This window comes from Streptomyces sp. NPDC030222 (assembly GCF_055573115.1).
This window is the reverse complement of the sequence record NZ_JBVICA010000001.1, coordinates 229,094-243,897: the sequence shown is the minus strand read 5'-3', so window position 1 is coordinate 243,897 and position 14,804 is coordinate 229,094. Positions and strand designations below refer to the sequence as shown.

10 protein-coding genes are annotated in these 14,804 nt (G+C 72.0%); 9 read left to right on the top strand and 1 reads right to left on the bottom strand.

Annotation, left to right across the window (positions count from 1 at the left end):
- The first annotated feature begins 512 nt into the window (after positions 1-512).
- From ACZ4Z5_RS01035 to ACZ4Z5_RS01025, 3 genes are read left to right on the top strand one after another with little or no spacing between them, the layout of a single operon-like run.
- The gene (locus ACZ4Z5_RS01035) at positions 513-1,775 is read left to right on the top strand and encodes a TIGR04053 family radical SAM/SPASM domain-containing protein (protein WP_468254710.1); all 1,263 of its coding nucleotides are present in this window, start codon (positions 513-515) and stop codon (positions 1,773-1,775) included.
- The gene (locus tag ACZ4Z5_RS01030) at positions 1,772-4,405 is read left to right on the top strand and encodes a multicopper oxidase domain-containing protein (protein ID WP_468254707.1); all 2,634 of its coding nucleotides are present in this window, start codon (positions 1,772-1,774) and stop codon (positions 4,403-4,405) included. Before ACZ4Z5_RS01035 ends, ACZ4Z5_RS01030 begins: the two co-directional genes overlap by 4 nt.
- Positions 4,405-4,851: a hypothetical protein gene (locus ACZ4Z5_RS01025; protein WP_468254704.1), complete on the top strand. Its 447-nt coding sequence runs from the start codon at positions 4,405-4,407 to the stop codon at positions 4,849-4,851. The genes ACZ4Z5_RS01030 and ACZ4Z5_RS01025 overlap by 1 nt, the downstream gene beginning before the upstream one ends.
- A 134-nt stretch (positions 4,852-4,985) precedes the next feature.
- Here the strand turns inward: ACZ4Z5_RS01025 and ACZ4Z5_RS01020 are convergent, their stop codons facing one another.
- Entirely contained in the window at positions 4,986-5,408 is a 423-nt protein-coding gene (locus ACZ4Z5_RS01020; RefSeq protein WP_468254701.1) for a pyridoxamine 5'-phosphate oxidase family protein, read from the bottom strand.
- A gap of 340 nt (positions 5,409-5,748) precedes the next feature.
- Between ACZ4Z5_RS01020 and ACZ4Z5_RS01015 the strand changes: the two genes are divergently transcribed.
- The 6 genes from ACZ4Z5_RS01015 to narI all read left to right on the top strand — a co-directional run bounded on the left by ACZ4Z5_RS01015 (position 5,749) and on the right by narI (position 14,784).
- Positions 5,749-7,041, top strand: a complete 1,293-nt coding sequence (locus ACZ4Z5_RS01015) for a nitrate/nitrite transporter (protein WP_468255509.1) — start codon at positions 5,749-5,751, stop codon at positions 7,039-7,041.
- A 45-nt stretch (positions 7,042-7,086) separates the two neighbouring features.
- The gene (locus ACZ4Z5_RS01010; protein WP_468254698.1) at positions 7,087-7,560 is read left to right on the top strand and encodes a hemerythrin domain-containing protein; all 474 of its coding nucleotides are present in this window, start codon (positions 7,087-7,089) and stop codon (positions 7,558-7,560) included.
- 315 nt (positions 7,561-7,875) lie between these two features.
- On the top strand, positions 7,876-11,583 hold the full coding sequence (locus ACZ4Z5_RS01005; RefSeq protein ID WP_468255507.1) for a nitrate reductase subunit alpha: 3,708 nt from the start codon (positions 7,876-7,878) through the stop codon (positions 11,581-11,583).
- An 80-nt stretch (positions 11,584-11,663) separates the two neighbouring features.
- On the top strand, positions 11,664-13,361 hold the full coding sequence (gene narH, locus ACZ4Z5_RS01000; RefSeq protein WP_468254695.1) for a nitrate reductase subunit beta: 1,698 nt from the start codon (positions 11,664-11,666) through the stop codon (positions 13,359-13,361).
- Positions 13,358-14,020, top strand: coding sequence for a nitrate reductase molybdenum cofactor assembly chaperone (gene narJ / locus ACZ4Z5_RS00995; protein ID WP_468254692.1), 663 nt, complete (start codon positions 13,358-13,360; stop codon positions 14,018-14,020). The genes narH and narJ overlap by 4 nt, the downstream gene beginning before the upstream one ends.
- Positions 14,017-14,784, top strand: a complete 768-nt coding sequence (narI, locus tag ACZ4Z5_RS00990) for a respiratory nitrate reductase subunit gamma (protein WP_468254689.1) — start codon at positions 14,017-14,019, stop codon at positions 14,782-14,784. The genes narJ and narI overlap by 4 nt, the downstream gene beginning before the upstream one ends.
- Positions 14,785-14,804 lie beyond the last annotated feature (20 nt).

The window sequence follows — 14,804 nt, the reverse complement described above, 5'->3', positions numbered from 1 at the left end:
ACCTCACGACCCTGGTCACGGGCCTGGGCGCCGCACTGACCGGCCTGGGGGCCGCCCTGGTGGCCACCGGGACGCCCTGGCATCCCGCTCGCCGAGCCGCTCCTGACCCCTGACCATGCGGCGACGCGCACGGATGGGCCCGGGACTCCCGCCTGCTCGGGACTCCCGTCTGCTCGGGGTGCCCGCCGCCGCAGGAAATCCCACACGCGTCGTCGCCTTTCCGACGGTCCGTCCGGCCTTTCTGCACCTGCCGCGAAGAGGGACCAACGGCCCTGTCCGACAAGACCATCGGCCGCCGCGCCGACCACCGCCGCCGGTGGAAGCTGACGGCGACCGATCCGGAGGTGTCCCGTGCACGACCACATCGACCGCTCTCGAGGCCGATTCCACCGCTGCCACTCGCGGGGGGTGCCGCGCACGGTCCGGCCCGGTCACCGTCCGGCCGCCCGCCTCGTCTGCCCTGACTCCAGGGCGGCCGGACACAGCCCCAGGGCACTGGGCAGGGCCGCGCGATGAACGCTCCTGCCCGGGCCATCCGCCGCCAGCGGCACGACGCGGGGGAGCGGCCGTTCATCGTCATCTGGGAGTCCACCCGGGCCTGCCCGTTGGCCTGCCTGCACTGCCGTGCCGAGGCCGTGCCCGGCCGCGACCCGCGTGAGCTGGACACCGCCGCCGCGAAGGACCTGCTGCACCAGGTTGCTGCCTTCGGGCAGCCCGCCCCGATGTTCGTGATCACCGGTGGCGACCCGTTCCAGCGTCCCGACCTGGCCGAACTCATCGCTTACGGCAAGGGGATCGGCGTCCGGGTCGCGGTGTCCCCCTCCGGGACGCCGACGCTCACCGCGGAGCGGCTGCGGGAGCTGCACGCGGCGGGTACGGTCGGGCTCTCGCTGAGCCTGGACGGCTCCACCGCCGACGTCCACGACACCTTCCGCGGCGTGCCCGGGGTGTTCCGCTGGACCCTGGACGCCTGGGACACGGCCCGTGCCCTCGGCATGAAGGTGCAGATCAACACGACCGTCGCCCGGCACAACCTGCACGATCTCCCCGACATCGTCTGCCTGGTCGCCGAGCACGGGGCGATGCTGTGGAGCGCCTTCTTCCTGGTGCCCACCGGCCGGGGCCGCAGCCTGGGCGCGCTGACCGCGGGTGAGGTGGAGGACGTCCTCAACTTCGTCTACGACGTGGGCCTGACCGTGCCCGCCAAGACCACCGAGGCCCACCACTTCCGCCGCGTCGCCCTGCAACGCCAGGTCCTCGCCGCCACCGGCGACGACCATGCGGCGGCGCTCGGACTCGGCCCGCTGTACGGGGAGTTGCGCGAGCGGGCCGCCGAGCTGGGCCTGGACGCCGGAGCGCGCCGGGTGCGGCGTCCGCCGCTGGACGTCAACGCGGGCCGCGGCTTCGTCTTCGTCTCGCACACCGGCACGGTGCACCCGAGCGGCTTCCTGCCGCTGGGCGCCGGAAGCGTGCGCGAGACGCCGCTGGCGGAGATCTACCGCACCTCCGAGCTGTTCACCGGGCTGCGGGACGCCGACCGGTTGGGCGGCCGCTGCGGCGTGTGCGAGTTCCGCCGGGTCTGTGGCGGCTCGCGATCGCGCGCGTACGGCGTCACCGGCGACCCGTACGCCGAGGAACCGTGGTGCGGATACGTCCCCGGATCCTTCCTCCACCAGGAGGAGTTGGCCGCGCTGCTGCCCGGCGGCGCCGACGGCGGGAACGCGTCGCACAAGGACGGCGGCGCGGGTTCGAACCAGCACCAAGGAGTGGCATGACCAACATCGCCGACGGGCCGCCCGGGACGGACGACGCGCGCAGACCCGCCAAGTACCCGAGCAGGTTCAGGACGTCCGGCGTGAAGGCCCGGCATCTGCGCGCCCACGTTCTGGTCGTGGCATGGCTGGGCCTGGCCCTGCCGGCGGTCGCGGCGCAGGAGTCGCTGCCGGTCGCCCGCTGGCTGGCGGTGCACATGTTCCTGCTCGGTGCCGTCACCACCGCCATTCTGATCTGGAGCGAGCACTTCGCCGTCGCCCTGCTGCACGCGAAGATCCCCGACGAGCGCTGGAGCACGGCCCGGCTCGTGACGGCCAACCTCGCCGTGGCAGGGCTGCTCATCGGCGTGTGGACCGCGACTCCCGTACTGACCGCCGTCTCCGCCGTGTTGCTGGTGGGTGCGGCCGCCGCGCACCTGGTGATGCTGGTCGGCCTGGGGCGGGGCGCGCTCGGCGGGCGGCTCAAGCCGATCGTCTCCTACTACCGGGCGGCCACCGTCGCCCTGATCGCCGGTGCCGTTCTCGGCTGGATGCTGACCGGCGGCGGGGCCGGCGGGCCCGACCGGTACGCCGGGCTGCGCCTGGCGCACATCCACGTCACGTTGCTCGGCTGGATCGGTCTGCCCGTCCTGGGCTCGCTGTTCATGCTGTGGCCGACCGTGCTGGGCGTACGGATGAACGACCGCACCACCAAGGTGTCCCGATGGGTGCTGTGGCTCACCGGCAGCGGACTCCTGGTCGCGGCCGCCGCACTGGCACTCGGGTGGCGCTGGCCGGCCGCGGCGGGTCTCGCCCTGTACGTGGAGGGAGCGGCCCTCGCCGTCCACCTGCTCGTCCGTACCGTACGCGGCAACCGTCCCGTCTCCGCGGCGGCGGCCTGGATGCTCGCCACGGCCACCTGCTGGCTGCTGATCGCGGTGGTGGCGGACCTCGCATGGCTGGCCGCCCGGCCGCTCGCGGAGGCACAGGCCGGGATCGGCGCTCTGCTCCCGGTGCTGCTCATCGGCTTCGTCGCCCAGATCCTGATCGGCGCGCTCACCTATCTGCTGCCGGTCGTCCTCAGCAGCGGCCCGAAGGACCGGGCCGCCGTACGGGCGCTGCTCGAACGGGGCTGGCTGCCGCGGCTGGTGGCCCTCAACACCGGCGTGGCGCTGGTGGCGCTCCCGCTGCCCGGCCCGGCCGCCGCGATCGGCACGGTGCTGGCCGCCCTGGCCGGGGCGGCGTTCCTCGCCCTCGCGGTGCCCGTACTCGTCCGCACCGGACGGGGGCTGTCGCCGGCCGCAGGAAAGGCCGGGGTGGCACGTCGCCCGGCCCTGTGGGGCACCGCCGCGGGCGTCGTCCTGACCGTGCTGGCCGTGCTCGTGGCCGACAGCGGCGGGGACACCGGCGGACCGGCCGTCGCCTCCGCGGCGGGAGGCGGGGCCGCCACCGCGACCCGCACGGTCGACGTGACCCTCGCCGACATGCGTATCCGCCCGGGCCGGATCGAGGTCGCCGAGGGAACGGCGCTGCGACTGAAGATCACCAATGTCGACGCCCAGCGTCACGACCTCAAGGTCGAGGACGGCCCGGCGACTCCGATGCTCGGCAAGGGCGACAGCCACACCCTGGACCTGGGAACCATCACCGGGGACCGCCAGGCGTGGTGCACGCTGCCGGGCCACCGTGCCGCCGGGATGACCATGGACATCGTCGTCAAGGGCGGCACGACCGAGCACGCGGACGGTCACGGCGGGCACGCCACCGCCCCCGCCCCGGGCGGGCTGGACCTCGCCGCCGAGTTCTCCGACGGCTGGCGGGCACACGACGCCGAACTCGCCCCGGCGCCCGGCGGGACGGTGCGGAAGGTCGAACTGCACGCCGCCCACACCACCATGGAGGTCGCCCCCGGCGTGAAGCAGCAGATGTGGACCTTCGGCGGCAGCGCACCCGGCCCCACCCTGCGCGGCAAGGTCGGCGACGTCTTCGAGATCACCCTCGTCAACGACGACACCGGTATGGGCCACGGCATCGATTTCCACGCCGGCGCCCTCGCCCCCGACAAGCCCATGCGTACCCTCGACCCGGGCGAGCGGCTGGTCTACCGGTTCCGTGCCGAGAAGGCCGGAGCATGGCTGTACCACTGCAGCACCTCACCGATGCTCCAGCACATGGGCAACGGCATGTACGGCGCCGTCGTCATCGACCCGCCCGGCCTGCCGAAGGCCGACCACGAATACGTGCTGGTCTCCTCCGCGCTCTACCTCGGCACGCCCGGCAGCACGGCCCAGGTGACGAAGATGCGCGAAGGCACCCCGGACGCCTGGGTGTTCAACGGCATCGCGAACCAGTACTCCAGGCAGCCCCTGAAGGTGAAGGCCGGCGAGCGGGCCCGCTTCTGGGTGGTTGCCGCAGGCCCCGGCGACGGCATCGCCTTCCACATCGTCGGCACCGTGTTCGACACCGTGTACAAGGAGGGCGCCTACTCGCTGAAGCCCGGCGATGCGGGCGGCGCGCAGGTGCTGGACCTGGCCCCGGCGCAAGGCGGCTTCGTCGAGACGACGTTCCCGGAAGCCGGCCACTACGCCTTCGTCGACCACGACATGCGCCACGCCGAAGCAGGCGCGCACGGCACGGTGGAGGTGAGCGACTGATGGACACCGTCGGCTGGTGGTCCCTGGTGCGGTTCGCGCACGTGGCCGGTGCGGCCCTGTGGGTCGGCGGACAGCTGGCCCTCACCCTGGTGGTCCTTCCGCTGGCCCGGCATCTGCTCGCCCCGGAGGTCAAGGACACATTCACGGCGGCGGCGGGCCGCCGGTTCGGAATACTGACCGCAGCGGTGTTCCTGCCCGTGCAGCTGGCCAGCGGCTGGGCCATGGCCTGGCACCGGGGCGTCACCTGGGCCTCGCTCGCCGAACCCGGCTACGGCCGCACCCTGGCGGCCAAGCTCGCCCTGTTCGTGGTGGTGATGCTCGCCGCGGCCGGACACGGAATCGCCCACGCCAAGGGCCGCGCCGACCTGGCCCGGTCCCTGGCGGTCGTCTCCCTCGTCGGCTCACTCGGCATCGTCCTGCTCGCCACCGCCCTGCCCGCCACATGACCTGAGGACTGACATCGGGACCGAGCCGACGGGCCGACTCCGTGGCGTCGGCTGGTGAAGGGCCCGTGGCGTCGGCCGGCGCAGGGCCGGCGCGGCAGGCACCGGAAGCCCGGCGGCGCGCGGCGGGTGACGCCTCACTGCGTGCCGTGCGTTCCCCTGAGTTCGCGTCCGGTGACCATCTCCGACTCGATCCGCACAAACGCCGCCTCCTGCAAGGGCATCCACGACGTGGGGCCGGTCTCCGAGAGCCGGTCGTGCTCGGCGGGATCGGTCACGACGTTGGCCTGTCCGGTGACGACCACGCTCCAGCCGGACCGGGTTGCCGCATCGAACTCGTCCGCCTCGAAGGCGACCACGACGCCGTCGATGGCGTGGACGAGATCCGAGTCCGGCGAGGTGCGCACCAGGACGGAGGCGTCCGTGTCGAGGGAGAAGTTGATGGGCAGGACCGCGGGCAGCGCGTGCCGGGTGTAGACCACGCGGCCGACCGGCACCTTGGCGAGCAGGCGCAGGCACTCCTGCCGGGCGAGTGCGCGAAAGGCGTCGTTCTGGAACATCAGTCCATCGTCCCCGCGGCCGTCGTGCGGGGGTAGGGCCGACCGGCCCTACCCCCACGGGCCCCCTCGCCGTGCGAGGACGACCGATCGCTGCCGTTGCTTCGCGGGAGCGCGCGGACGAGCCGGTGGACGGGACCGTGCGGAGGGACTGCCGGTCCGAATCCGGGGACCGTCTGTCCGTCGGCAGGGACCGTTGGCCCATGCCTGCGGTCGGACCTGGTGCGGAGAGTGGTTCCGGGATGCCGCTTCTGCAGGCAAGGGGCCTGCGGCGCGTGAGCGATCCCGGTGGCGCAGCGCAGTACCACGCAGTACCACCATGAAGACGAAAGGGACGGACAACATGGTCCAGCCGTTGAAGTCGAGGAGCGGCAGCTCGCCGTCGGGTGCGCCGGTGCCGGGCCGGGCGTGGCTGATGCTGGCCCTGGCCACGGTCGGGTTCGCCGTGAACTTCTGGGCGTGGGCGCTGCTCAGCCCGCTCGGCCCGCGGTTCAAGGACAGCCTCGACCTGTCGTCGTTCGAGCAGTCGTTGCTGGTGGCGGTGCCGGTCGTGGTCGGCTCGCTCGGCCGTATCCCGGTCGGCGCGCTGACCGACAGGTTCGGCGGACGGGTGATGTTCCCGATCGTGTCGGCGGCCACCATCGTGCCGGTGCTCTACCTCGGCCTGGCCGGGCACTCCTCCCTCGCCGCACTGCTGGTCGGCGGCTTCCTCCTCGGCATCGGCGGCACCGCCTTCGCGGTCGGCGTGCCGCTCGTCAACTCCTGGTTCCCGCCCGCGCGGCGCGGCCTGGCCATCGGCATCTTCGGCGCCGGCATGGGCGGCACCGCCATCAGCGCCCTGACCACCGTGCAGTTGGTCGACGCGAACAACATGGCCACCCCCTTCCTCATCACCGCCGCGGTCCTGGCCGTGTACGCCGTGACCGCCGCGCTGCTGCTACGCGACGCCCCCGGACGCACCGTACCGACCGAGCCGCTGGCCCGCCGCCTGGCCGCCACCGCCCGCCTCGCCATCACCTGGCAGGCATCCGCGCTGTACGCGGTCATGTTCGGCGGCTACGTGGCCTTCTCCGTCTACCTGCCCACCTACCTCAAGACCGGCTACGGCCTCACCCAGGCCGACGCCGCCAACCGCATGGCCGGATTCGTGCTCCTCGCCGTGGCGATGCGCCCGATCGGCGGCTGGCTGTCCGACCGGCTGGGCCCGGTCCGGGTGCTGGCCGGCTCGCTGGCCGTGGTCGTGGCCGGAGCGGTCGTGCAGTCCTTCACCCTCCCCCTGGCGCCGATGGGCACCATCGCCTTCCTGTCCATGGCCGCCGCGCTCGGCGCCGGCAGCGGGGCGACCTTCGCCCTGGTGGCCCAGCGGACCCCGGCCGACCAGGTCGGCTCGGTCACCGGAGTGGTCGGCGCCGCGGGTGGCCTGGGAGGCTTCCTGCCGCCGCTGGTGATGGGCTCGCTGTACGGCGGGTACGGGACGTACGCGGCGGGCCTGGCCCTGCTCGCGATCGTGGCCGCCGCAGCACTGGTCTACACCCTCACCGGTGTCCGGGCCGCGGCCGAAGGCGGCGGGCGGGACGAACGGAAGCAGCCCACCGGCCGCCCGGGTGGGCACCGCACCGCGGACACCACCGCGTAGGGACGAGCGGACGAGAACGACGGGCCGAGGAAGAGGGAGAAGACGGTGTGCGAGTACTGCGGCTGCCAGGCCCTGGAGACGATCGACGAGCTGACCCGGGAGCATGACGAGGTGGTCCGCCTGATCAGCTACCTCCGTCCCGCCCACCAGGACGGCGGAGTGGTCCGGATGGCGGAGGTCGCCCGGGAGATCACGGGGGTGCTGGGCCCGCACACCGAGGTGGAGGAGCACGGCCTGTTCCCCGCTCTGGCCGGGGACTTCCCCGAGCAGATCGCCGCCCTGGAGGCCGAGCACCGCCGCATCGAGGCGGTGCTGGCCGAGGCGAACGGTGCGTTCCTGACCGATGCGACCTGGCCGGACCGCCTGATGGAGGCGACGGCGATGCTGCGCGACCACATCCTCAAGGAGCAGGACGGCGTCTTCCCGGCAGCGCTGGCGAACCTCGGCACCGCGGAATGGGAAGCCGTCGAGGCCGTGCGTGCCAGGGCGGGCAGCACGCTGTCCCGGCCGGCCGCCTGAAAGGCCGCCCGCCGCCCCCCCGCCGACGCCGACAGCGCGGCACTCCCGTAAGCCCCGTCCCCCCGCTCACCACGAGCGGGGGACGGGGCATTTCCAGACCCGGGCACGGCCCTGCGAAACCGGGGTGACCGGCCCTGCACACAGACGGTCCTCGCCGAGCCCCGAGCCGGTCACGGTGTGGCTGCCGACCTTCCCGGGGACGGCGGTCGTAGAGTCATACGGCCGGAACCGATCACCATTCGAACGGGCCGTGGCGCCCGGGAGCGGAGTGCCGCGGTGAGCAGGGAGACCAGCCAGGGGCCGGCGCGGGCGGGGATGGACAGCGGTCTGGCGGAGGCGCTGGTGCGCAGCCGCCGCTACTTCACCCGGGCGGAGGTCTCCGACGACCTGCGCACCCTGCACCGGAAGGGCGGCCGCCAGGCGGACGACTTCTACCGGGACCGCTGGTCGTACGACAAGGTGGTGCGCTCCACGCACGGCGTGAACTGCACCGGATCGTGCTCGTGGAAGGTGTACGTCAAGGACGGCATCATCACCTGGGAGGCACAGCAGACCGACTACCCGTCGGTCGGCCCGGACCGCCCCGAGTACGAGCCGCGCGGCTGCCCGCGAGGGGCGGCGTTCTCCTGGTACACGTACTCGCCCACCCGGGTGCGCTATCCGTACGTGCGGGGCGTGCTCCTCCAGATGTACCGGGAGGCCAAGCAGCGGCTGGGCGACCCGGTGGCCGCCTGGGCGGACATCGTCTCCGACCCCGAGAAGGCGCGCCGCTACCGGCAGGTGCGCGGCAAGGGCGGCCTGGTGCGGGCGAGTTGGGACGAGGCGGTGGAGATGGTCGCCGCCGCGCACGTGCACACCATCAAGAAGTACGGGCCCGACCGGCTGGCCGGATTCTCGCCGATCCCGGCGATGTCGATGGTGTCGCACGCGGCCGGAGCCCGCTTCTACTCGCTGCTCGGCGGCGCGATGCTGTCGTTCTACGACTGGTACGCCGACCTGCCGGTGGCTTCTCCGCAGATGTTCGGCGACCAGACCGACGTACCGGAGTCGGGGGACTGGTGGGACGCCGGCTATCTGATCATGTGGGGTTCGAACCTGCCGGTGACCCGTACGCCGGACGCGCACTGGATGGCGGAGGCCCGCTACCGGGGCCAGAAGGTCGTCGCCGTGTCGCCCGACTACGCGGACAACGTGAAGTTCGCCGACGAGTGGCTTGCGGCCCGGCCGGGCACCGACGGGGCGCTGGCGATGGCCATGGGTCACGTGATCCTCAAGGAGTTCTTCGTCGACCGGGCCGCCCCGTACTTCACCGGCTACGTCAAGAAGTACACGGATCTGCCCTTCCTGGTCGCGCTGGACGAGGTCGACGGTGAGCCGGGCACCTTCACGCCGGGCAAGTTCCTGACCGCCGCCGATCTCGGCGGTGAGAGCGCCGGGGCCGAGCACGCCGAGTTCAGGACCGTACTGCTCGACGCCGCAACCGGGCAGCCCGTGGTGCCGAACGGCACGCTCGGCGATCGCTACGGCGAGTCCGGCGCCGGGAAGTGGAACCTGGACCTCGGCGACACCGATCCGCTGCTGTCCGCCTTCGGCGACGGCGAGGCGCCGGTCGCCGTCGAGCTGCCGCGCTTCGACGCTCCGGACGGCGCTGGGGGCCGGCTGCGGCGCGGCGTACCGGTGCGCCGGGTCGCCGGGCGGCTGGTGACCACGGTGTACGACCTGCTGCTGGCCCGGTACGGGGTGGCCCGTGACGGTCTGCCCGGCGAGTGGCCGACGTCGTACGAGGACGCGGACCAGCCCTGCACCCCGGCCTGGCAGGCGGCGATCACGGGCGTGGACGCCGATCGGGCGGCCCGGATCGCCCGGGAGTTCGCCGCCAACGCCGAGGAGTCCTGCGGCCGTTCGATGATCGTCATGGGGGCGGGCACCAACCACTGGTTCCACTCCGACACGATCTACCGCGCGTTCCTGACGCTGACCACGCTGACCGGCTGCCAGGGCGTGAACGGCGGCGGCTGGGCGCACTACGTCGGGCAGGAGAAGGTGCGTCCGATCACCGGTTACTCGGCGATCGCGACGGCTGCGGACTGGAACCGCCCGGCCCGGCTGATGATCCAGACGGCGTACTGGTATCTGCACAGCGACCAGTTCCGCTACGACCCGTTCTCGGCCGACACCCTCGCGGCGGACACCGGCGGGGCGGCCGGTGAGAGCGGCGCGGGCGGTCCGTTCGCCGGGAAGACCACCGCCGACCTCATCGCGCAGTCGGCCCGGATGGGCTGGATGCCGTCCTATCCCACCTTCGACCGCAATCCGCTCGACCTGGCCGACGAGGCGGCGGCAGCCGGCCGCCCGGTCGCCGAGCACATCGTGGACGAGCTCAAGGCGGGGCGGCTGCGGTTCGCGGGCGAGGACCCGGACGCGCCGGAGAACTTCCCACGGGTACTGACCGTCTGGCGGGCCAACCTGCTGGGCTCGTCCGCGAAGGGCAACGAGTACTTCCTCAAGCACCTGCTCGGCACCGACGCCTCGGTCCGTGCCACCGAGGCTCCGCCGGACGCCCGCCCCCGGGGCGTGGTGTGGCGGGATCAGGCCCCGGTCGGCAAGCTCGACCTGCTGCTGACCCTGGACTTCCGCATGACCAGCACGACCGTGTTCTCCGACGTCGTACTGCCCGCAGCCACCTGGTACGAGAAGCACGACCTGTCCAGCACGGACATGCACCCCTTCGTGCACGCCTTCAATCCGGCGATCGCCCCGCCCTGGCAGACCCGCACGGACTGGGACGCCTTCCACACCCTGGCCAAGGAGTTCAGCCGTCAGGCCGTCGGCCACCTCGGCGTACGCACGGACGTGATCGCCGCGCCGCTGCTGCACGACACCCCGGACGAGCTGGCCACCCCGCACGGCCGGGTCCGCGACTGGAAGGCGGGGGAGTGCGAGCCGGTGCCGGGCCGCACCATGCCGAAACTCGTGACGGTCGAGCGGGACTACGCTGCCGTCGCCGACAAGATGGGCGCCCTCGGCCCGCTGCTGGACTCGCTCGGTGCCACGACCAAGGGCATCACCTTCAAGGTCGACCGCGAGCTGGAGTACCTGCGGCACAAGAACGGCACGGTGCGGGGCGGAGCGGCGGACGGACGGCCGTCGATCGCCCGGGACGTGCAGGCCTGCGAGGCGATCCTCGCCCTGTCCGGCACCACCAACGGGCACCTGGCCGCACAGGGCTTCCACACCCTCGAAGCCCGCACCGGCACACGGCTCGCGGACCTGGCCGCCGAGCACGAGGGCAAGCGGATCACCTTCGCCGACACCCAGGCCGCCCCGGTCCCGGTCATCACCTCCCCGGAGTGGTCGGGCTCGGAGACCGGCGGGCGCCGCTACTCACCGTTCACCGTCAATGTGGAGCGCCTCAAGCCCTGGCACACCCTCACCGGCCGCCAGCACTTCTACCTCGACCACGACTGGATCATTGCGCTTGGCGAGCAACTGCCCGTCTATCGGCCCCCGTTGAACATGGACGCCCTGTTCGACGAGCCGCGTCCGGGGGATGTCGGGGAACTGGGTGTGACCGTCCGCTACCTGACCCCGCACAACAAGTGGTCGATCCACTCCGAGTACCAGGACAACCTGTTCATGCTCTCCCTGTCCCGGGGCGGGCCGACGATCTGGATGAGCACGCAGGACGCGGCCGAAGCCGGCGTGCGGGACAACGACTGGGTGGAAGCCGTCAACCGCAACGGCGTGGTCGCCGCCCGGGCGGTCGTCTCGCACCGTATGCCGGAGGGCACCGTCTACATGCACCACGCACAGGACCGGCTCATCGACGTGCCCCGTACCGAGACGAGCGGCCGGCGCGGCGGCATCCACAACTCCCTGACCCGCCTGCTGATCAAACCCAGCCATCTGATCGGCGGTTACGCCCAGCTCTCCTACGCCTTCAACTACCTCGGCCCGACCGGCAACCAGCGCGACGAGGTCACCGTCATCCGCCGCCGCGCCAACCAGGAGGTGGACTACTGATGCCCCGTGGCGAAGGCACCGTCGGACCCCGTGGCGAAGGCACCATCGGACCCCGTGGCGGAGCCACTATCGGACGCTGCATGGCCCAGATGGCGATGGTGATGAACCTCGACAAGTGCATCGGCTGCCACACCTGCTCGGTCACCTGCAAACAGGCGTGGACCAACCGCACCGGCGTCGAGTACGTCTGGTTCAACAACGTCGAGACCCGCCCCGGCCAGGGATACCCGCGCCGCTACGAGGACCAGGACACCTGGAAGGGCGGCTGGGAACTCAACAAGCGGGGCCGCCTCGCACTCAAGGCGGGCGGTCGTTTCAAGAAGCTGATCCAGATCTTCTCCAACCCGGTGCTGCCGTCCCTCGACGACTACTACGAGCCCTGGACATACGACTACGAGACGCTGACCAACGCCCCGCTCCAGGAGCACACCCCCGTCGCCCGCCCCAAGTCCCTGATCAGCGGCAAGGACATGAAGATCTCCTGGTCGGCGAACTGGGACGACGACCTCGGCGGATCGGCGGCGACCAGCGAGAAGGACGTCCTGCTGAACCAGGTCTCCCAGGAGATCAAGCTCGAGTTCGAGCAGACCTTCATGTTCTACCTGCCGCGGATCTGCGAGCACTGCCTCAACCCGTCCTGCGCGGCCTCCTGTCCCTCCGGCGCCATCTACAAGCGCACCGAGGACGGCATCGTGCTGGTCGACCAGGACCGCTGCCGGGGCTGGCGGATGTGCGTGACCGGCTGCCCGTACAAGAAGGTGTACTTCAACCACCGCACCGGCAAGGCCGAGAAGTGCACCTTCTGCTTCCCCCGCGTCGAGGTCGGCCTGCCCACCGTCTGCTCCGAGACATGCGTCGGCCGCCTGCGCTACATCGGCCTCGTCCTCTACGACGCCGACCGCGTCCTCGAAGCCGCCTCCACCCCCGACGACACCGGCCTGTACGAGGCCCAGCGGCAGGTCTTCCTCGACCCGACCGACCCGCAGGTGATCGCCGAAGCGGAGCGGGCAGGCATCCCGCGGGACTGGATCGAGGCCGCCCAGCGTTCCCCGATCCACTCCCTGATCAACACCTACAAGGTGGCGCTGCCGCTGCATCCGGAGTACCGGACGATGCCCATGGTCTGGTACATCCCGCCGCTGTCCCCGGTGGTGGACGCCGTACGCGACACCGGCCACGACGCCGAGAGCCACCACAACCTCTTCGCCGCGGTCGACGCCCTGCGCATCCCCGTCGACTACCTCGCCCAGCTGTTCAGCGCCGGCGACCCGGCCCCCGTCGACGCGGCCCTGCACCGCCTGGCCGCCATGCGCTCCTACATGCGCGACATCAACCTCGGCCGGGAACCCGACGACACCATCCCCACGTCGGTCGGCATGAGCGGCGAGCAGCTGTACGACATGTACCGGCTGCTGGCCCTGGCCAAGTACGACGAGCGGTACGTCATCCCGCCCGCCCACGCCGAACAGGCCCACAGGCTGGAGGAGCTGGCCACCGAGTGCAGCCTGGACTACGAGGGCGGCCCCGGCATGGGAGGCTCCGGCCCGTTCGGTGAGACCTCCGGCGGTGCGGCCCCGATCGCCGTGGAGAACTTCCAAGCGCTGCGCAACCGTCAGACCTCCGACACCCCGGCCGCCCCCACTGACAAGGCCACCCGGGTCAACCTCCTCAACTGGGACGGCAAAGGCTCCCCGCCCGGCATGTTCCCGGACAGACCATCCGGCGGCGGAGCCGGCGCCGGCGGAGACAGCGCGGAGGAGGCCGAGCCGAAACCATGAAGAGGAAGACCACGCGGGCGGCCCGCACCGAGCCCTGGCATCCCCACGCCTGGCAGGCCCAGTCCCTGCTGCTCGCCTACCCCGACGAGCAGTTCGAACAGCGCCTCGCCCTGGCCACCCGGGTCGCCGCCGCCCTTCCCGACCCGGCCGCGCGCCCGCTGCTCCGGTTCACGGCATACGCCGGGCAGACCGCCCTCGCGGACCTGGCCGCCGCCTACGTGGCCACCTTCGACCACCGCAAACGCTGCTGCCCCTATCTGACGTATTACGCGCACGGCGACACCAGGAAGCGAGGCATCGGTCTGCTGCGGTTGAAGCAGGCCTACGCCGCCGCCGGATGGCGCCTGGGCGACGACGAACTTCCCGACCACCTGGCCGTCGTTCTCGAATTCGCCGCCGCGGACCCGGCCGCGGGAGTACGCCTGCTCTCCGAACACCGTGCCGGCCTGGAACTGCTGCGGCTGGCCCTGGCCGACGACGGCTCGCCCTGGGCGCAGGTGCTGCACTCCGTGTCCGCCACCCTGCCCGCCCTCGCCGGAGACGACCGCGAAGCCGTCATGCGCCTCGCCTCCGAGGGGCCGCCCGAGGAGCAGGTCGGCCTCGATCCGTACGCGTCCCCGGTGTTCCTGCCCGACCCCGTCGTAGGAGGTCCCCGATGACCGCGCCCGCGCAACCCCTCACCCTGGCGGCGGGGGCAGGCACCGGCGGCATCCTGCTGTGGGTCGTGCTGCCCTACGTCGTCCTCGCGGTGTTCGTCCTCGGTCACGTCTGGCGCTACCGCTACGACAAGTTCGGCTGGACCACCCGCTCCTCCCAGCTGTACGAGAGGCGGCTGCTGCGCATCGGCAGCCCGCTGTTCCACTTCGGCATCCTCGTCGTGCTCCTCGGCCATATCGGCGGACTGGTCATCCCCGAGAGCTGGACCGAAGCCGCCGGTATCAGCGAGCAGGCCTACCACGTCTCCGCCGTCGTCCTCGGCACCATCGCGGGCGTCGCCACCGTGGGCGGACTGGCCATCCTGATCTACCGGCGCCGCACCGTCGGGCCCGTGTTCTCGGCCACCACCCGCAACGACAAGGCCATGTACCTCTCCCTCACGGTGACCATCGCCCTGGGCCTAGCCGCCACCGTGGCCGCGAACATCGTGGGCGGCGGCTACAACTACCGCGAAACGATCTCCGTCTGGTTCCGCTCCATCTTCTACTTCCAGCCCGACCCGGACCTGATGAGCGAAGCGCCGGTGCTGTTCCAGCTCCACGCGCTCAGCGCCCTGCTGCTGTTCGCGTTCTGGCCCTTCACCCGTCTCGTCCACATGCTCACCGCACCACTGGGCTACCTCACCCGCCCCTACATCGTCTACCGCAGCCGTGACACCGGGCTCGGCGCCCGCGCTCCCCGCCGCGGCTGGGAACGCACGAGCTGACGAACGCGGTCACCGCCGGC